This is a genomic window from Streptomyces sp. NPDC006365, assembly GCF_042870755.1.
In the GTDB taxonomy this organism is placed as follows: domain Bacteria; phylum Actinomycetota; class Actinomycetes; order Streptomycetales; family Streptomycetaceae; genus Streptomyces; species Streptomyces xiangluensis.
The window spans coordinates 55,088-72,122 of record NZ_JBIAHS010000004.1 but is presented as its reverse complement, the minus strand read 5'-3'; the positions used below and the strand labels follow the sequence as shown (position 1 = coordinate 72,122).

The following is a 17,035-nucleotide window of genomic DNA, read 5'->3' as shown; positions in this document are numbered from 1 at the left end:
GTGGCCCTGACTCCTCCAATCCAGCCGATGCTCGCCGAAGCGCGGAGGCAATGGGTCGCGGAACAAAAGACGCAGGCCACTGCCGCCGCGGCGGCGACCCTTCGTGCCGCCCTTGCCCTCTTCTACTCGGCCATCGACGACGCCTGGCATGCGGCCGGCACCAGCGATGCGGTCCCGCTCGATCTCCGCACGGGCCTGCGCCTGGCCGCCACTCGCACTGCTCGCACCTCCGTAGAAGTCGAAACGTGAAAGGTGCCGCTCGGTGGCACCTCGCGGCTGGACGAGACGTCCGGCACGGTCGCCCACCGCTCGGGTCAGGCCGCTGACGGAACGGCCAACGGCACAGGCAAGGCCTGAACGGACCGAGCGATGATCTCGGCACATCAGCAACGCCCCGGCAGACGAGTGCACTTCGGCCGGTGGCGGGGCTCCGGCTCGCCGCGCGCCTGCCTGACCAAGCACTACCGGTGTCACGCCACCTATTGACGCACCGCGAACCCGGCCATAGCCTCCCGCTACCGTTCGGCATACGGACAATATTTCGCACAGCGCACACAATCGTCAGGAGGAGCCCATGCGAAGAGGCATCATTGGGCTTGCCATAGCAGCGGTCACGTTCACAGCCGCGACCGGATGCGGATCCTCGTCTTCTGCGACGGGCAGTTCCTCGCCCTCGGACGGGGGCAAGGCAACGCAGGTCAAGGTAGGGGTCATTCCCATCGTCGATGTGGCGCCGCTGTATCTGGGAGAGAAGAAGGGCTTCTTCAGCAGTCGCGGCATCGAGCTGGAGTTGGTGACCGCCCAGGGTGGTGCCGCGATCATCCCCGGTGTCGTCAGCGGCGAGTTCCAGTTCGGGTTCAGCAATGTCACCTCGCTGATGATCGCGCAGTCCAGGGGTGTGCCGGTCAAGTCCGTGGTCAACGGTGTCGCCTCCACCGGCGTCACCGGGAAGGACGTCACCGGAGTCGCGGTCAAGAAGGACAGCAAGGTCAAGTCCGCGAAGGACCTCGCCGGGAAGACAGTGGCTGTCAACACCCTCAAGAACATCGGGGACACCACCGTCCGCGAGTCGGTGCGCAAGGACGGAGGAGACCCCTCGAAGGTCAAGTTCGTCGAGTTGCCGTTCGACCAGATGCCGGCCGCGCTGGACAGCGGACGGGTCGACGCCGCCTGGATGGCCGAGCCGGCGCTGGCCATCGCCAAGGGCCAGGGCGCCCGCGTCGTGGCCTCCCCGTTCGCCGACACCGACCCGAAGCTCACCGTCGCGACGTACTTCGCCTCCACCAAGCTGGCGCAGGAGGACCCCGAGCTGGTGAAGAAGTTCACCGAGGCGATGACCGAGTCCCTGGAGTACGCCGCCGGACACCCCGACGAAGCGCGCCAGATCCTCACCACCTACACCAAGATCAGCGGTGAGGTGCTGAAGAACCTGACGCTGCCGAGCTGGACCGCGGAGTACGACATGAAGTCCCTGGAGAAGCTCGCCTCCCTCGGCGAGAAGGACGACATCTTCGGCGGCAAGAAGCCCGACCTGGACGCCCTGTTCTCATGAGCGGTTCCCAGAGCACCTCTGTGCTGACGAAGAGCGTCGGCGCCGTCGGGACCGTCAGCGGTCCCGACGGGCCGGACACGCGACGTGTCCGGCGCTCTCCGGGGAAGGCCGCCACTTTGTGGCGTGGGGCAGCGGGCCTGGTGGGCCTGGTGGTCCTGCTTCAAGTGCTGCCCCACACCGGTCTGGTCTCCGCCGACTACCTCCCGCCCGCGTCGGAGATGGGCCGGGCCCTGTGGCAGGTGCTCGCCGAGGACGCGTTCTGGACCGCGCTCGGCGACACCTTGACCGGGTGGGGTATCGGACTGGCCATCGCCGTCATGGCGGGCGTGACGGCGGGCATCGTGATCGGATCGGTGCCCGTCCTGCGGGCGGCCACCGCCTCGACCATCGAGTTCCTGCGGCCCATCCCGTCGGTGGCTCTGATCCCGGTGGCCGTACTGCTCTACGGCACGGACCTGAGATCGAAGCTGCTGCTGGTGGTGTACGCCTCCTTCTGGCAGGTCCTCGTCCAGGTGCTGGCCGGGATGCAGGACGTCGACCCGGTCGCCGACGACACCGCCCGCAGCTACCAGCTGGGCACGTGGGGACGGGTGCGCCACGTCATGTGGCCCACCGCGCTGCCGTATGTGATGACGGGCGTACGGCTGGCCGCCACCGTGGCGCTGGTCCTGGCGATCACCGCCGAACTCGTCATCGGCTCGCCGGGGCTGGGCAACCAGATCGCCGTCGCCCAGACCTCCGGCGCGGTACCCGACGTCTACGCCCTGGTCCTGGTCACCGGGTTGCTGGGCATCGCGATCAACCTGGTGGCCCGGGCCGTCGAGCGGCGGGCGCTGCACTGGCATCAGTCCATCCGCAGGGAAGGGTAGCCGGATGATCCGGACGACTGTCCTCAACGTGGCCCGTCGCGCCTCGCTGGTCCTGGGCCTGCCCCTGGTCCTGTTCGGAGTGTGGTGGTCCCTCACCGCCGGCAGCACCGACGTCTACAGCCCTCCGCTCTCCACCATCCTGGGGAAATTCGCAGACGTCTGGACGGGCGAGCGGCTGACATCCGACGTGGTGCCCAGCGTGATTCGGCTGACCGCCGGCTATCTGCTGGCCATCATCGCCGGAGTCGGGCTGGGGCTGGTGATCGGCATGAGCCGCCTCGTGCGTGACTTCCTGGAGCCGGTCATGGAACTCTTCAGGGCCATACCGCCCCCGGTGCTGGTACCGATCATCATTCTCTTCGCGGGCATCGGCGACACCATGAAGGTGCTCGTCATCGTCAGCGGGTGCATGTGGCCGATTCTGCTCAACACGGTCGAGGGTGTCCGTGCCGTCGACGAGGTGCTCAGCGACACCTGCCGCTCGTACGGCATCACCGGCACTCGACGCCTGTGGCACCTGGTACTGCGCTCGGCGAGCCCGCAGATCGTCACCGGCATGCGTCAGTCCCTGTCGATCGGCATCATCCTCATGGTCATCAGCGAGATGTTCGCGGCCAGCAACGGACTCGGGTTCGCCGTCGTGCAGTTCCAGCGGTCCTTCGCCATCCCCGAGATGTGGAGCGGCGTCCTGCTGCTCGGCCTGCTCGGTTTCGTCCTGTCGCTGCTCTTCCGGTTCACGGAGAACCGGGTCCTGGCCTGGTACCACGGCTTGCGCCGGGCTCAGCGCAATCCCTGACAAGGAGACGTCGATGCTCGACGTACGCAATCTGCAGAAGATCTACACCGGACGCAACCGCAGCGTCGAAGCTCTGCGGAACCTGACCTTTCATATCGCTGCCGGAGAACTGGTGTGTCTGGTCGGACCGTCGGGGTGCGGCAAGACGACTCTGCTGAAATGCATGGCGGGGCTGCTCGACCCCACCAGCGGCGAAGTCCGTCTGGAAGGTCGTCCCATCGCGGGACCGCCACCCGCCATGGCCGTCGTGTTCCAGGAGTACGGACGGTCCCTGTTCGCCTGGATGAACGTGCGCGACAACGTGGCCCTGCCGCTTCGCCGCAAGAAGCTGGGCAAGGCCAGGGAGAAGGAACTGGTCGACCACGCGCTGGAGGTGGTCGGTCTCGCCGATGCCCACCGTGCCTACCCCTGGCAACTCTCGGGAGGAATGCAGCAGCGCGTCGCGATCGCCCGCGCCGTCGCGTTCGAACCGAAGGTGCTGCTGATGGACGAGCCGTTCGCGGCCGTCGACGCACAGACGCGCGCCGAGCTGGAGGACCTCATCAGGCGCCTGTGGCACGAGCTGGGCGTCACCGTCCTGTTCGTCACCCATGACATCGATGAAGCGGTCTACCTCGGCCAGCGGACCATCATCCTGTCCAAGTCGCCGACCGTCGTGCAGGAGGATCTGACCATCGATCTTCCCGACGAGCGCGACCAGTTGCACACCCGCTCCAGCACGCGATTCGCCGAACTGCGCGCGCACGTCTACGAACAGATCCAACGCGCGAAACACCTCAGCGGCGACACGGACACAGAGGCGCCCGACCGCAGCAAGGACTTCGCCTCACAGGAGGCCGGGGCCTGACACACCGCACGACACGGGCCCGTGACACCGCACGCACCCCTCGTGATGCGCCATGAGGTACGGCGGCGCGCGCGGTGGTCGGTTCGGTGCTCTCCGCCCCTCCAACCTGTCATTCAAACCGTGAAGAAGTGGGCAGCGCCATGGCGTTCAGTTCAAGAGTCCAGGCCAGAGGCATCCAACTGCTGCTCGGCCGCATGATGACCCGCGTGCACCAGGACCTGCGCTTCACCGACGTCCCGAAGCGCACCGAAACCCTCCGGGTGGAGACCGGGGCCGGCCCGGTGACCTGCACCGTCTACCGCCCGCCGGCCACGACCGGAGCCGCCGCTCCCGTGTACGTCAACTTCCACGGCGGTGGTTTCGTGGTCGGCCGCCCGGAGCAGGACGACCACATCTGCCGCTACATCGCCGCCACGGCCGGCTGTGTAGTGATCAACGTGGACTATGCCGTCGCCCCGCAGCGGCAGTTCCCCGTCCCCGTGACCCAGGCGTACGACGCCACCGCGTGGGTCGCCGAGAACGGTCCCGAGGGCGGCTGGGACGGTTCACGCCTTGCGGTGGGCGGGCACAGTGCCGGAGCCAACCTGACCGCTGCGGTCTGTCGCCTGGCCCGGGACCGCGGCACGTTCGCGCCCCGCCTCCAGATCATCGACTCCGCACCGCTCGACCAGCTCGCCGACCCGGCCACCAAGCAGTCCCTCATAGCCAAGCCGCTGCTCAGCCCTCAGCTCATGCGGATCTTCACCGCCGCCTACGTCCCGGATCCCGCCGACCGTGCGCATCCTTTCGTCTCTCCCGCACTCTCCGACGACCTCGCCGGACTTCCTCCCGCCCTGGTCATCACCGCGGAGAACGACCGCCTGCGCGACGAGGGCGACGCCTATGCCAAGGCTCTGGAGGCCGCCGGCGTCCCGGTCACCCACCGTGTCTTCGAGGGGGTCGACCACTACTTCACCCACACCGGCCCGGTACCGGCAGCGAAACAGGCCATCGATCTGATGGCCACCACCTTGCGCACCGCACTCAACGACTGACACCGGCGCTCCGGTCGGCGGCGAATTCAGGGATGAGCGGGCGGGGACGGGCTCCCGCCCATCGACGGTCCAGGCAGGCCAGGTCGATCTCGTCGAACCGGTGGATCACCTCCCGGAACACACACTCATGTCAGGGATTCCTGCTTCGCCGGTTTCCGATCGAACCAACCGCGCTCCGTCGTCCGTTCCTGGCGGAGCGACGCGGACTCCCAGGCCCTCTGGAGGACTGATCGGCTACTGTTGCCTGCACCGAAGCAAGGAGTGACGGCATGACGGCCGAGGTCGCTGCCAGTGAGGTGGACGGCGCCGCAACGGAGCAGGTGCCCACCGAGGCGGTCGGCCCTCTGATACGTGGGATCGCCGTCCTCAAGGCTCTTGCGGACGCCGGCGGGCAGGAGGATCTGCAAGAGCTCGCGAACCGCACAAGCCTCGCACGGGCCACCCTCGACCGCATCACCGTCACCCTCGGCGCCATGGGCTACGTCCACATCGAGGGGCGTAGGGCCGTGCTGGCCCCGCCACTGATGGAGCTGGGCAACGCTTACCTGACTGCCGTCAGGATTCCCGAACTCCTGGGACCACGGGCCGACGCGCTGGCCGAGGAACTGGACGAGGGGGTCACCCTGACCGTGCCGGACCAGCACGGCGCCCATTTCGTCCACTCTGCGGAGCGCGACCGGCGGATGGGAATCGTCTGCAGCATCGGCGACAGGCTGCCACTCGACGCCTCGGCGCCGGGCGCGCTGTTGGCCGCCACCTGGAGCCACGCCGAATGGGAACACCACCGGGCGCACCACCCCTGCGTGCGCGGCGCGAAACTCATCGAGGCGTGTACGGACGATCTCCGCGAACGCGCCGCCGCCGCGAAAGCCAACGGCTGGTCCCTCGACGACCAGTGGCTGGAAGCCGGCCTGATCGCCCTCGGCCACCCCGTCCATGCCCCGGACGGGGACCTGGTGTGCGTGGTGAACGTGGTCAGCCTCATCGGACGCTACCCGAGCGCGGAAGCGCTGGCACGGGCCGCGCTGCCCGCTGTGCGGAGCGCCGTGGCAGACATGGAACTACAACTGCGCACACCGCCGCCGGAACCACCGGCCGCGGCGGTCAGACCACCGCTCGATACCGAAGTCTCCAAGCCCGGGCGGGGAATCATCGAGTCCCTCGCCCGCGGCCTGAGCGTGCTGACCGCCTTCGGCCCGGGCCGCGACGCCCTCAGAAATGCCGAGATAGCCCGTCTCACCGGCTTGCCACGGGCAACCGCACGGCGCGCGCTGATCACGCTGGACCACCTCGGGTATGTCACTGGTCAGGACGGGCTGTACCGGCCCAATGCCGCGATCCTCTCGCTGGGCTACGCTCCGTTGTCGCGTCTGTCGCCGGCGCAATTGGCCCAACCTCATCTCACGGCCCTGTCCCACCGGCTCTCCGACTCCGCGTCCATGACAGTGCTCTCCGGTTCGGAGATCCTTTACGTCGCCCGCGCTGCCCCCGCCCGCCTGATGACGGTCCACGCCACAGTGGGCACACGACTGCCCGCGTACGCCACCGCGATGGGCCGCGTGCTGCTCGCCGGCCTGCCCAGGAGCGAATGCGCCGCGATCCTCGCCTCCTCAGCTCCGACGTCCCTCACCGCGCAGACGGTGACGGATGCCAATGAACTGATCCGGCTTGTCGCACAGGCCGACGACGACGGATACGCCCTGGTCGACGGGGAACTCGAAGTCGGTCTGCGCTCGATGGCCGTGCCGGTCCGCAGCCGGGACGGCAAGGTGCGCGCCGCGATCAACGTCGCCATGCACTCCAGTCGGCGTTCGGTCACCGAATGCCTCGAGGAGGTCCTGCCCGCGCTCCGCGCCGCGGCGGCGGATATCGAACGTGACCTGGGGCCGGTTTCCTCGATCAAGACCTGACGGCGCCACCGCCGCGCGACGGCCGGGGTGTTCGCGCAGGATCGCGTGAGCGCCGGGGCGCACCCCCGCCCGCGACGTGCGCCCGTCACTGGCCGGGCGAGGGCAGCCGAAGCCCTCGCCGTGGCGCTGTCGCCGGCCCGCAGCTGGTGGGTCGTGAACCCGTGCATCTTCACCACCATTGACACCCGCTCGGTGTCGGACTCAAACTCATGCCAGCCGTGCAACGAATTAAATTTCGTCAGGCGAACGCGTTTCATCTGCTCCAAGTAGTCCGGCCATCCCGGCTGTTCGGCATCCGAGCCGTCGGCCGCTTCCCACTCGAAGAGGAGTGAGCATGAGGATCCGGCATCGACGACCTACGCGGTTGCGTATCGGTCGCGTTCTCATGGCGCTGGCGGCATCTGCCATCGCCTTGGGGGTCGCCATGGCCCCCGGTTACGCGGCCCCCGCCCCGGGACCCGACGAGGTGAGAGTGGCCAGGGACATCGCCTACGCGCCGGCCCAGCCAGCCGACAGCCAGGGCCACCTGTTGGACCTGTACATCCCCCGGTCGCAGCGGCCGGTTCCGTTGGTGATCTTCACGGGAGGCTCGGCGTGGCTGGCCGACAACGGCCGACAGGGCGCTGACCAGGTCGCCGCCCAGCTCAACCCGCATGGGTTCGCGGTGGCGGGTGTGTCGGTCCGTTCCAGCTCACAGGCCGAGTTCCCGGCCCAGCTCCACGACATCAAGGGCGCCATACGCTGGCTGCGGGCGCACGCCCAGGTTTACCACCTCGACCCTCGACGCTTCGCGATCATGGGTGATTCCTCGGGGGGCTGGACCTCGGCGATGGCCGCGGTCACCGGAGACATCCCGAGGCTGGAGGGAGACATCGGTGTGCGCGGTCCGTCCAGCGCGGTGCAGGCGGCCGTGCCGTTCTACCCGCCGACTGATTTTTCCCAGATGGATGCGCACATGCTGGACAACTGCAAGGTGTTCAACGACTTCCTGGGGACGACCGACTGTCACTCGGACGCACGCTCGCCCGAGTCGCTGCTGCTCGGCTGTCCCATCAATGACTGCCCGGACAAGGTCGCGGCCGCGAACCCTCTCACCTACGTCACCGACCGGCCCCTGCCCCCGACGCTGATCTTCCACGGCGGGCAGGACCCCTTGGTGCCTTACCACCAGGGCCGACTGCTGCGCGATGCCCTGGCCTCCGCCAAAGCCAATGTGCGCATGATCTCCCTCCCGCACGCCGGTCACGGTCCGATTTCCAGCATGCTGGGCGACCCCGACACCCGACGGGACGCCTACGAGGAACACGCACGGCACGGTCACACCACGCCGCCTCTTCCCGTGACACCGTCGTGGCAGACCATCGTCTCCTTCCTGACGTCCGAGTTGCGTCCCGCGGCGAGGTAGGCCCACCGCGAGGCGACCTCACGATGCACACCGCATTCCGCGGTCCAAAGCCGCGTACAGCGCACCGTGCCCGCGCCGGTGCTCGACTGCCAGCGACAGCTCGACCAGGGTCTTCACCGGCCCGTCCGCGCACAGCACCGCGTCATTGAGCTCGAAGAGCGCATCCGCGCGAGCGCAGAGGCATTCGTGGAACTCGACCCGAAAGCGGGACAACACGTCCAACGCCTGGCCTGCGGGCGCATCGACAGACAACTCATACACGGCGGCCGTTCTCTCGTGCTTTGTGACTCGACATCTCGAAGCGTGGGAGAACGGCCGTCTCCGCTGTCCTGGAAAGAAACCGCAGATCAGCAAGAAGCGACGTTGCCGGCAGGACAGCGTCACTGACGCCCTGACCTGGTGAACGCGGACGGGGGCGGGGCACGGTCCTAACCGGCGCGTGCGGCGGTCCAGGTGATGTGCGGGGGCTCGACGCGTGCGCACAGAGGCCCGCCCTGTGCGTCGGTCAGGCCGAGGCGTCCGACCAGCAGCCCGTCGCGTGCGGCGGCGGCGAGTACGTCGGCGGGGATGACGTCGAGCATCAGCTTGGCGCGGCGGAACATCGTGAAGGTGCCCGACTCGTCGACCGTGCCCCACGACAGGTAGATGAACCGTCGGCCCAGACGGTCCTGTACGTAGGGGCCTTTGACATCGGTGCCGGTCGGCGAGGCGCTCGTGGTGCACTCCAGGGTCCATGTCGCGGACGGTGCGTCGCCGGGTTGTGGCTCGAGGAGTTCGGCCGGACGGTCGCGGCGTTGCACGGCGACGTGGATGTTGCCGTACGCGGGGATTTTGCCGTCGACAGGGGCGGGGCGGGTGAGGCCGGGCAGGTCGACGGCGTCGATGCGGATGCGCATAGCGCCGATCATCCCGCCATCGTCCGCGCAGAGGTCAGCCGGCCTCGAACTGGGGTGGGCCCGGCAGCGGCGACCTCGTCACTCGGTGCTGGCCCCCCCTCTGCAGCGGCCTCCTCGCCGACCCCCGCCCACCCGTATCGGTCGGCGCCCCGTCGCCGCACCTCGTCGGCGTCCGGCGTGGCGCATTGCGGCCGGCCTGCGGCTCAGTGGTCGTCGCGGATGGTGGTCGCGATGCCGTTGCTGATCACGACCTCGGCGGAGAAGCCTTTCTTGGCGGCCGTCTCCAGTTCGGCCTCGGTGCACTCGATGCCGCCCTGGCCGCCTTCGCCCGTGTTCGTGTCACCGCAGATGTCGCCGTAACCCCAGATCTCGGTGTCCTCGGCGACGAGGAACTGCTGCTCGACGCCCTTCATGTCGGAGACCGTGTACTTGCCCGGCGCCAGGTAGGAGACGTTGCCGAACCAGGTTCCGTTGACACCCTTGCCCTTGTTGATGCCCTCGACGACGGTCTCGCGGGTGCCGGAGTCGGAGTCGGAGTCGGAGTCGGTGTCGGAAGAGCCGGAGCCGGTGTCCTGCTGGGCGGCGCGTCGCTCGGTCACCAGGGCCGCGATACCGTCCTTCATCTTCACGTCGGCGTTCACGGCGCCCTTCTTGGTGGCCGTCTCCAGCTGGTCCAGCGTGCACGGCGCGTCCACCTTGGACCCCGCCTCGCCGCATATCGTGCCGACGCCGTAGACCTCGGTGTCCTCGGCGACCAGGAACTGCTGGTCATCCTTGCCCGGTACGGACACGATGTACTTGCCCGGGGCGAGATAGGTGACCTTGCCGTTCTTGAACGAGCCGCTGACGCCCTTGGAGTTCTTGGCGTCCGACGCCTTCTCCGCGACCGCCACCGTGTCGGTCCCGCTCGCGCCGGACGAGCTGTCGTCGGTGCCGTTCTGGCACGCCGTCATCAGCACCCCGGCGGTGATCGCGGCGGTGACGACGACGGCCTTGCGCAGGTGGCGGTTCATCACGGGAAGTTCCTTCCGAAGTGGGGAGCAGCAGGCGCCCGGCGGCGTTTCCGCCGGTTCCCGCCCTGTGCCGACTATGAGGAGCCCCAGAGCCCTCAGGTCACGCCCGTCTTCCCTTCAGGACACCGCCGTGGCACAGCCGTGACACAGCAACACATCGGCTCGGCGGCGTCGCCGTCTTCGGGTGGGTAGCGGTGTGAAGAGCGCTGGAGTGGCAGCGGCAAGGGCCCGATGCCCCAGGCCGTTGACCTGGGGCTTCAAGACGAGCGGGTAACGAGATCGAACTCTCGCTCTCAGCTTGGGAAGCGACGGCGCTTCCCAGGTCACGCGGCTTCTGACCTGGGGATACGTTGTTCAGGTGGCAGCCTTGACCGAGGCCGAAGGAGCCGCTGTTGGCCGTTGTGCGGGTGCGCGCGGTGCTGCACGTGACCTGCCCAGGAGACACCATGTTCTGCGGGAGGCCGCGGCCGGACCGAGAGCGTGGATCTTCGCGTGAGAGAGGACGCACCCCATGCCTGAGCTGCCAGACGTCGAGGGTTTCCGGAAGGTGCTCGAGTCCTGCGCGAAGGGCAAGACCATCCAACGCGTCGACGTGCGCGACACGGGCGTACTGCACGGGGTGAGCACGCGGCAGCTGCGTGACGCGCTGGAAGGCCGGCGTTTCACGGAGCCGGAGCGGCACGGGAAGTGGCTGCTCGCGCGCACCGGCGGCCCCACCCTTGTGCTGCACTTCGGCATGACCGGCCAATTGGTCTGCAGCCATCCCGACGACGCGGCCGAGGCGCACGACCGCGTCCTGTTCACCGTGGCCCGTGACCGCCAGCTCCGCTACCGCGACCAGCGCAAGCTCCAGGGCCTCTGGCTGGCCCACGACGAGTCGGAGGTCGCACGGCTCCTGGAACGCCAGGGACCCGACGCGATGGCGGTGAATCGTAAGGAGTTCGAGGCCGCGCTCACCGCACGCCGCGGCAGCGTCAAAACGGCCCTCACCGACCAGTCCGTCCTGGCCGGACTCGGCAATCTACTGGCCGACGAGATCCTGTGGCGGGCAGGACTGCGTCCCACGAGACCGGCGGGCGATCTCACCGAGGACGACTGCGGTCGCCTGTACACGCACATGCGCCGCACCCTGCGCTCCGCGGTCGCCGCCGGCTGCGTCCCGCCGCGGGACTCCTGGCTCACCGGTAACCGCGACGACCCCGCTCCCACCTGCCCGCGCTGCGGCAACCCCCTACGGCGGTCCCGCCTGGCAGGCCGCGGCACGGTGTGGTGTCCGCAGTGCCAGTGATACGGACCCTTGAGCCACCGGCCGTGCCCGCATCGCTGCCACTGCCTGCCCGGACCGACCCGACGGTCTCAGGGGCGGGACAGCGACAGAGCCCCTCGGCTTTCCAAGTCTGTTCGAGGAGTGCTGGGCCGTGTGCAGGGCCGTTCTGGCTTTGTCCACGAGTCCGTACAGCACCTGGGTGGCCCTCCTCGGTGGCTGCCAGGTGGCGCCCCGGATGATCTAGAGTTCCCGCGGCGGGCAGTTGGCCCGCCGCGCAGACACTCGACTCAGGTGCTGACTACGTAGACGTCAACTAAGTCTCCAGGGCGTCCTCGACCTGCGTCTCGGTCGCCGCGTCTGACCGCGCAGCGCGAAGGCCCGTCTCCGGCGGGCATTCCGCACGCCGGACACGATGCCCACCCCTGCCCGACCGGAGTGCCGACCACCGGGTGCTGCCCATGCTCGTGAACAGCGAGTGCGTCTGGGATCGAGCGCCGCCCGAAGTGCTGAACAACCGCTGTCGGCACTCGCGAACGGAACCAGCCGTTCCCCTGTCTCAGCAGCGGTGAGCAGTGGCTTGCCGGGTGGCTGTCTCACCCGTGGTGGCTGTGGTGAACGCGACGACCCGCCTTGCGCTGTGCCAGCCACAGGGCGACCGCCTCCGAGATCGGCTGCCCGGTCTCCAGTTCGACGAAGCCGAACTGGCCGCTCTGGTTGCACTCGAGGAACCACCAGAAACCCTCCTCGTCTTCAGCGAAGTCGAAGGCGGCGTAAGCCAGTCCAGCCATGGCGACGTACTCGTGCACCGACTTGCCGACGCGGTCGGGCACCGGAACCGCCTCCCAGGTGTGCTCGGTGTCGCCGTAGCGCCCGTCGACCTGGTCCGGCTCGGCCGTCTTCCGTGCGGCGAACAGCCGGGTGCTGACACAGGTCAGACGAATGTCGGCACGTTTGGATATGTACCGCTGCAGCAGCGCAGGACCTGCCGCGACGCCGGAGAAGTCCGAGTCGGGTCCGATCAGGGTGGTGGGCAGGGCCAGCGTGGGGTCACCGGGGGGTGGCCCCGAGGCGGACTTCACCACCACCTCCCGGTGTTCCTCGGCGAACTGCCGTGCCAGGCGTGGGGAGGTGGTGATGACAGTCGGTGGTACGGCGAAGCCGCTGAGATGAGCGGCCCTCAACTGCCAGGGCTTCAGGCGGGCTTGGTCGGCGTTGCGCGGATGGTTCATCCATCGGGTTGAGGCGGAGTAGAGCATTCCGAACAGCGCCTGGCGGGTCTCGGCGGTCAACCACGCCGAGGGGTGTGCCGCGTGCGCGGCCGGTTCACCGGGCCTGCGCACCCATACGGACCGCAGGCCTCCCATGGTGACCACATGTCCGTTCACCGACAGGTGACCCTCGAAGTCGCCATGGGCGTAATGCGCGGACAACACCGCCTTGCCCGGCAGATCGGCAGGGTCCAGCCGCATCACGGGAGCCCCCGCCTCGTGCAGCTTGGCCACCACCATGTCGGCGGTGACGTCCTCCTCGGACGTGAGGATCAGTATGGTCATTCGGTTACGAATCGTCAGTCGTCGAAGTGTGTCTGGGAACCGGCGGTGGACGTCGTCGTACCGGCCGCCAGGAGGAGGTCAGGGTCGGTGACGGCCGGGCGGCCGTCGGGAAGCACGTTCAGTTGAAGCGACTCGTCGAAGCGGTATGGCGTCACCACGGTCGCAAGCGGCCTGGGGAAGGCGTAGTTGAGGGTGAACGGTCGCACTCGAAACCTCCAAGTTCGCACGCTGCCTGCGTGCAGTCCCCTCGCGCGTTCCTTGCGCAAGATTTCATCGCTTCTGCCACATCCGATGGGGTCATCACCTGTCCATCGCCTCACCAGTCTCTTCTGCATCTCTGACACCAATAGCTCTTAATTTCCCCACCACTTACACATCGAAAGAGGCGCTGCAAACGTCACAGGGGCATGCCTACGGCTACTGGCTCACGTGAGGTACGAAGAGCGACGACGGCCGTGCATGTCCGATCTCGTCGGCCATGCTCTTTCCCGGTCCGAGTCCGCGCCCGGAACAGTGCGCCCGGACCATGACGCGGGCACCACGAAGCACGAACGAGACCGTGGCGGCCCGAGCGTCGAGCGGCCCGGCCGGTGGGCGCAGAGGTTACCCGTGGTTCCCGCCGCTTGCCGGGCCGTTGCCGGCCGCATCGTCGGCGCCACCGGGGCCGTTGCCGGCCGCATCGTCGGCACCGCCGGGGTCGCTGCCGGGATTGCCGTTGCCCGACGTGCCGGTGTTCCCCGCCGTCCCCGTTCCGGCGTCTGCGGCACCCGCGCTGGAGTTGCCCCTGTCGCCGGATCTGCTCGGCGTGACTGTCACCCGTGCCAACTGCTGGGCGCAGTACGCGTCGACCTTGCTTTCGCCGCCTGCCGCCGCCACGAGCCGCTGCCATGCCGTCGCGTCGAGCGTCTTGCCGCGGTCCTTGACCTGTTCGTAGGCGCGGCAGTGGGCCTCGGTGTCCTGGGCGGAGGACGAGCCGTCGCCCGGTCCGGGGCCGGAGGATGCCGGCGAGGTCTCTCCGCCCGGCCGGGTCGGGGCGGTCACCGAGGGGTGCGGGGTCTTCTGGTCGGTACCGTCCGCGGACGAGCCGGCAGAACCGATGGCCGCGACGGCGACACCGCCCAGGGCGAGGCTGGTGAACACAGCGGCGAACGTCGTCTTCACAGGGCGCCGGGCACGTCGCTCCGCGGGCACCCGCCAGTCGTCGCGGCGCCGGGTACGCGCCCGGTGCGCCCGCGCGCCGCGGGCGGCCCGGAAGGCGGCCACGGCCCGCTGCTCAGCTTCGGGGTCGAGATCGCTTGCGAGCACGGCGGCGGCGAGCGCCGTCTGCAGCGCGGCGTCGTCACGCAGGTCCCACGAGCCGGGAACGGCGTCGCCGGGGTGCAAACGTCGACGGCCCGTGACTCCGTCGCCGCTCAGCCGATCACCCATGTCCGTTTTCCGTTCTCGCCCGTCCTGTTGGACGCATCCGGCGTGTCGGGTCCTGATGCCTGTCTGCCCGTCCACTGACGCCGTCGTGACTCATGTCGACTCCCCCAGCGTCCGGGAGGCTTCATCCGTCACACCCTCTCCCGCCTCCCTCCCGACGCCCAACTGGTGGGCGAGGCGTTTCAGGCCCCGGTACGTGGCGGTGCGCACCGCACCGGGACGCTTGCCGAGGACACGCGCGGCGGCGGGGCTGTCCAGGCCGACGACAACGCGCAGGAGAACGGCCTCGGCCTGGTCCTGCGGCAGCCCGCGGACCAGTTCCAGGGCCCGCTCGGTGGAGAGGGACTCCAGCGCCTGTTCATGGGTGCTGTGGGGACCTGGCAGGTCCAGTACGTCCTGTTCGATCGCCCCCGGCCGGGGCCGCACGCGCTGGCGACGCAGATGATCCAGTGCCCGGTGCCGGGCGATGGTCGCCGTCCAGCCGCGGAAACCCGCCCCGTCTCCCTTGAACCGTCCGAGATCACGGGCGATCTCCAGCCAGGCGTCGGACGCCACGTCCTCCGCGTCTTCGCCGACGAATCCGCGCAGATAGCCGAGCAGGCCCGGCTGCACGATCCGGTAGGCGACCGCGAACGCGTTCTCGTCCCCGTCCTGGGCCCGTGCGACGGCCGCGCTCAATTCCCCGTCATGGGCCTGTGCGTAGCGGGGTTGCCGTTCCTGGCCCAAGACCGTCCTCGTTCGCACCGGGTTCATTGCGAGTCCGTGCCGTCGGTCGCGCCCCGTGCGCTTCGACGGCCCCATGGTGACAAGCGTGCGAGCACACAGAAGTGTCACAACGCATCAGGCGTCCTTCACGTCTTCTCCGGATCCCTGGCGCACAGCCGGCGAAGGCACGAGACCATCGATCGCTCCAAGAGACCGGCCGCATACGGACGTTGAGCCGACGCGTGCGCCGGGCGCCCGACGGCGTGACGTTTCGTCAACATCGGCGGGTCCGGGGTTCGGACACCAGTGCGCGACCGGCACCGTCCCGTCCGGGTGACGTTTCGCGCCGACCGTGCGCTGTGTGAGTGCCGAGTCCACGCTGGACAGGCCGACGGCGACCGCCCGACCGGACGTCGACGACGCAAACCACTCCCCGAAACCCTGTCCGAGCCACCCCTGACTCCCCGCGGGGGGAGGGGCACGGACAGGGAAGGGGCGGCCGGGCCTCCGCCCACTGCACGAAGGCCCGGCCGCCCCAGACCCGTCGGACCGAACAGCATGCGGTCAGGCGCGGATCACGGACCTCACAGGGGCCGCCGATCCAGGGCTTCGTGTGCGCCGGTCGTCGCGTCGCGGCACAGCAGCCGCAGCGAGCCGTGCCCGGCGAAGCAGTGGCGGGCCTCGTCGATGGGGTTCCACAGTCGTCCGTCGCCGGTGCGGACCCAGTGGTCGCCTCCCGCCGCCCACCACTCGCCGCCCGCCTGGCGGATGATCACCTCACCCGCGTACGCCCCGAAGCCGCGCAGCTCGCTCTCCACCGCGGCGTAGGGCGTTGCCTCCCGCCGCAGCTCGTCGATCATCCGGTCGACGTGCCAGAGGCTCGTCGCCGAGTAGTCGAGGCGCGACCGCGCCCCCTCCCGGATCGTCGCAACCGTGTCCGCCGCCCATCGCACGGGCTTGGCCGCGGCTTGGGGTCTCGATTCCTGCCTGGTCGTCATATAGGAAGAAGCGAGGCCGGCAGCCGATCCGTCACCTGGTCCCCCCGGATTCCGGCAACTGGCGCAGAACCGCCGCCCACCTCGTTGCACGACGGCCGGGAGAGCTCCCCCGGAACAGGCGTCCGCCGGGCCGGAGTGACGCTCCTGAGTCCCTGTGCGCTCCTTCTGTGATGAGCACCTACTTCCATCTGCGAGCTGTGCCGCCCCCGGCACTGCGCAACAGCGTGACCTGGCTGGAACGACTGTTCGGGGACGACTGGGATACCGTCCGGCGCCGCGTCGACCGACGTCGCGAGGAGGTGCTGGACATGCGTTATCGGGATCAGCAGCTGCTCTACGCCGCCGATCCTCCGCATCGCGCGGGGGACCGGCCCCAGGCCCAGGTGGTGCTCGGCGGTCGGCCGGTGTTCCACCCCGACTCCGACAAGCCGCCGTTCCTGCTGCTGACGGCGGGCCGGGCGCGCCGGGTGGCCGGGTTCCTGACGATGGTGGACTTCGACGCGCTGTGGGGTTTCGCCCGCGACGAGCTGCTCCCGCGCTACGGCGGCGTGACGGCGGAGCCCGACACGCGGGACATTTTCGCGGCGGCACACCGGGACCTGACGGAGTTCTACGCGCAGACGGCCGAGTGCGGAGACGCGGTGGTGAAGTGGCAGCCGACCTGAGGCACCCAGCTCGGAAGCCGGAGCCCGCCGCCCTCCGGCGGAAGCCTCCGCGCGTCGACTGGCTGAGGCGCCACGCCTGTCCAGCGTCAGGGTGAAGCAC

Annotated in this window: 17 protein-coding genes and 2 pseudogenes; 10 read left to right on the top strand and 9 right to left on the bottom strand. The window is 69.0% G+C overall.

The features are described 5' to 3' along the window. Nucleotides 1-27: 27 nt before the first annotated feature. The 6 genes from ACFYO0_RS13425 (at nucleotide 28) to ACFYO0_RS13400 (ending at nucleotide 5,098) form a co-directional block, all read left to right on the top strand. Entirely contained in the window at nucleotides 28-249 is a 222-nt protein-coding gene (locus ACFYO0_RS13425; RefSeq protein WP_388674406.1) for a hypothetical protein, read from the top strand. A 325-nt stretch (nucleotides 250-574) separates the two neighbouring features. Continuing rightward, complete coding sequence (locus tag ACFYO0_RS13420; RefSeq protein WP_388674404.1) at nucleotides 575-1,552, top strand: ABC transporter substrate-binding protein; 978 nt, start codon at nucleotides 575-577, stop codon at nucleotides 1,550-1,552. Next, entirely contained in the window at nucleotides 1,549-2,421 is an 873-nt protein-coding gene (locus ACFYO0_RS13415; protein ID WP_388674402.1) for an ABC transporter permease, read from the top strand. The genes ACFYO0_RS13420 and ACFYO0_RS13415 overlap by 4 nt, the downstream gene beginning before the upstream one ends. A gap of 4 nt (nucleotides 2,422-2,425) precedes the next feature. Then, nucleotides 2,426-3,217 carry an ABC transporter permease gene (locus tag ACFYO0_RS13410; protein WP_388674400.1) on the top strand — a complete coding sequence of 264 codons (792 nt, stop codon included), beginning with the start codon at nucleotides 2,426-2,428 and terminating at the stop codon, nucleotides 3,215-3,217. 13 nt (nucleotides 3,218-3,230) lie between these two features. After that, nucleotides 3,231-4,064 carry an ABC transporter ATP-binding protein gene (locus tag ACFYO0_RS13405; protein WP_388674398.1) on the top strand — a complete coding sequence of 278 codons (834 nt, stop codon included), beginning with the start codon at nucleotides 3,231-3,233 and terminating at the stop codon, nucleotides 4,062-4,064. A 140-nt stretch (nucleotides 4,065-4,204) separates the two neighbouring features. Next, nucleotides 4,205-5,098, top strand: coding sequence for an alpha/beta hydrolase (locus ACFYO0_RS13400; protein ID WP_388674396.1), 894 nt, complete (start codon nucleotides 4,205-4,207; stop codon nucleotides 5,096-5,098). Between the two features lie 25 nt (nucleotides 5,099-5,123). Here the strand turns inward: ACFYO0_RS13400 and ACFYO0_RS13395 are convergent. Further along, a pseudogene (locus ACFYO0_RS13395) lies at nucleotides 5,124-5,219 on the bottom strand (IS630 family transposase); the annotation flags it as partial. 148 nt (nucleotides 5,220-5,367) lie between these two features. Between ACFYO0_RS13395 and ACFYO0_RS13390 the strand changes: the two are divergent. Together ACFYO0_RS13390 and ACFYO0_RS13385 are read left to right on the top strand one after the other, a co-directional pair. Continuing rightward, entirely contained in the window at nucleotides 5,368-7,008 is a 1,641-nt protein-coding gene (locus ACFYO0_RS13390) for an IclR family transcriptional regulator C-terminal domain-containing protein (protein WP_388674394.1), read from the top strand. A gap of 334 nt (nucleotides 7,009-7,342) precedes the next feature. Further along, nucleotides 7,343-8,413, top strand: a complete 1,071-nt coding sequence (locus tag ACFYO0_RS13385) for an alpha/beta hydrolase fold domain-containing protein (protein ID WP_388674392.1) — start codon at nucleotides 7,343-7,345, stop codon at nucleotides 8,411-8,413. Between the two features lie 36 nt (nucleotides 8,414-8,449). Here the strand turns inward: ACFYO0_RS13385 and ACFYO0_RS13380 are convergent. From ACFYO0_RS13380 to ACFYO0_RS13370, 3 genes and pseudogenes are all read right to left on the bottom strand, one after another. Continuing rightward, nucleotides 8,450-8,635 (bottom strand): annotated as a pseudogene (locus ACFYO0_RS13380) (transposase); the annotation flags it as partial. Nucleotides 8,636-8,841: 206 nt separating this feature from the next. After that, on the bottom strand, nucleotides 8,842-9,309 hold the full coding sequence (locus ACFYO0_RS13375) for a DUF5990 family protein (protein WP_388674390.1): 468 nt from the start codon (nucleotides 9,307-9,309) through the stop codon (nucleotides 8,842-8,844). Nucleotides 9,310-9,512: 203 nt separating this feature from the next. Continuing rightward, on the bottom strand, nucleotides 9,513-10,322 hold the full coding sequence (locus ACFYO0_RS13370) for a hypothetical protein (protein WP_388674388.1): 810 nt from the start codon (nucleotides 10,320-10,322) through the stop codon (nucleotides 9,513-9,515). 511 nt (nucleotides 10,323-10,833) lie between these two features. On the opposite strand from ACFYO0_RS13370, the gene ACFYO0_RS13365 reads away from it, so the two are divergent. After that, nucleotides 10,834-11,610 carry an Fpg/Nei family DNA glycosylase gene (locus ACFYO0_RS13365; protein ID WP_388674386.1) on the top strand — a complete coding sequence of 259 codons (777 nt, stop codon included), beginning with the start codon at nucleotides 10,834-10,836 and terminating at the stop codon, nucleotides 11,608-11,610. Between the two features lie 572 nt (nucleotides 11,611-12,182). On the opposite strand, the gene tgmB is transcribed toward ACFYO0_RS13365, so the two are convergent. The 5 genes from tgmB to ACFYO0_RS13340 form a co-directional block, all read right to left on the bottom strand. Then, a complete protein-coding gene (tgmB, locus tag ACFYO0_RS13360; protein WP_388674384.1) occupies nucleotides 12,183-13,142 on the bottom strand; it encodes an ATP-grasp ribosomal peptide maturase in 960 nt (319 codons plus the stop codon). Between the two features lie 14 nt (nucleotides 13,143-13,156). Next, a complete protein-coding gene (gene tgmA, locus ACFYO0_RS13355; RefSeq protein ID WP_033328160.1) occupies nucleotides 13,157-13,348 on the bottom strand; it encodes a putative ATP-grasp-modified RiPP in 192 nt (63 codons plus the stop codon). A gap of 397 nt (nucleotides 13,349-13,745) precedes the next feature. Further along, nucleotides 13,746-14,570 carry a hypothetical protein gene (locus tag ACFYO0_RS13350; RefSeq protein WP_388674382.1) on the bottom strand — a complete coding sequence of 275 codons (825 nt, stop codon included), beginning with the start codon at nucleotides 14,568-14,570 and terminating at the stop codon, nucleotides 13,746-13,748. 90 nt (nucleotides 14,571-14,660) lie between these two features. Continuing rightward, the gene (locus ACFYO0_RS13345; RefSeq protein WP_388674380.1) at nucleotides 14,661-15,293 is read right to left on the bottom strand and encodes an RNA polymerase sigma factor; all 633 of its coding nucleotides are present in this window, start codon (nucleotides 15,291-15,293) and stop codon (nucleotides 14,661-14,663) included. A 563-nt stretch (nucleotides 15,294-15,856) separates the two neighbouring features. Next, nucleotides 15,857-16,270, bottom strand: a complete 414-nt coding sequence (locus tag ACFYO0_RS13340) for a hypothetical protein (RefSeq protein WP_388674378.1) — start codon at nucleotides 16,268-16,270, stop codon at nucleotides 15,857-15,859. A 170-nt stretch (nucleotides 16,271-16,440) separates the two neighbouring features. Between ACFYO0_RS13340 and ACFYO0_RS13335 the strand changes: the two genes are divergently transcribed. Continuing rightward, on the top strand, nucleotides 16,441-16,935 hold the full coding sequence (locus tag ACFYO0_RS13335; protein WP_388674376.1) for a DUF1877 family protein: 495 nt from the start codon (nucleotides 16,441-16,443) through the stop codon (nucleotides 16,933-16,935). Nucleotides 16,936-17,035 lie beyond the last annotated feature (100 nt).

Bases quoted from the DNA above. Each gene is read 5' to 3' on its own strand.
- ACFYO0_RS13400 (WP_388674396.1), top strand. From the start codon at position 4,205: ATGGCGTTCAGTTCAAGAGTCCAGGCCAGAGGCATCCAACTGCTGCTC.
- ACFYO0_RS13420 (WP_388674404.1), top strand. From the start codon at position 575: ATGCGAAGAGGCATCATTGGGCTTGCCATAGCAGCGGTCACGTTCACA.
- ACFYO0_RS13340 (WP_388674378.1), bottom strand. From the start codon at position 16,270: ATGACGACCAGGCAGGAATCGAGACCCCAAGCCGCGGCCAAGCCCGTG.
- ACFYO0_RS13370 (WP_388674388.1), bottom strand. From the start codon at position 10,322: ATGAACCGCCACCTGCGCAAGGCCGTCGTCGTCACCGCCGCGATCACC.
- tgmB (WP_388674384.1), bottom strand. From the start codon at position 13,142: ATGACCATACTGATCCTCACGTCCGAGGAGGACGTCACCGCCGACATG.
- ACFYO0_RS13405 (WP_388674398.1), top strand. From the start codon at position 3,231: ATGCTCGACGTACGCAATCTGCAGAAGATCTACACCGGACGCAACCGC.
- ACFYO0_RS13375 (WP_388674390.1), bottom strand. From the start codon at position 9,309: ATGCGCATCCGCATCGACGCCGTCGACCTGCCCGGCCTCACCCGCCCC.
- ACFYO0_RS13425 (WP_388674406.1), top strand. From the start codon at position 28: ATGCTCGCCGAAGCGCGGAGGCAATGGGTCGCGGAACAAAAGACGCAG.
- ACFYO0_RS13410 (WP_388674400.1), top strand. From the start codon at position 2,426: ATGATCCGGACGACTGTCCTCAACGTGGCCCGTCGCGCCTCGCTGGTC.
- ACFYO0_RS13335 (WP_388674376.1), top strand. From the start codon at position 16,441: ATGAGCACCTACTTCCATCTGCGAGCTGTGCCGCCCCCGGCACTGCGC.
- ACFYO0_RS13390 (WP_388674394.1), top strand. From the start codon at position 5,368: ATGACGGCCGAGGTCGCTGCCAGTGAGGTGGACGGCGCCGCAACGGAG.
- ACFYO0_RS13350 (WP_388674382.1), bottom strand. From the start codon at position 14,570: ATGGGTGATCGGCTGAGCGGCGACGGAGTCACGGGCCGTCGACGTTTG.
- ACFYO0_RS13365 (WP_388674386.1), top strand. From the start codon at position 10,834: ATGCCTGAGCTGCCAGACGTCGAGGGTTTCCGGAAGGTGCTCGAGTCC.
- ACFYO0_RS13415 (WP_388674402.1), top strand. From the start codon at position 1,549: ATGAGCGGTTCCCAGAGCACCTCTGTGCTGACGAAGAGCGTCGGCGCC.
- ACFYO0_RS13385 (WP_388674392.1), top strand. From the start codon at position 7,343: ATGAGGATCCGGCATCGACGACCTACGCGGTTGCGTATCGGTCGCGTT.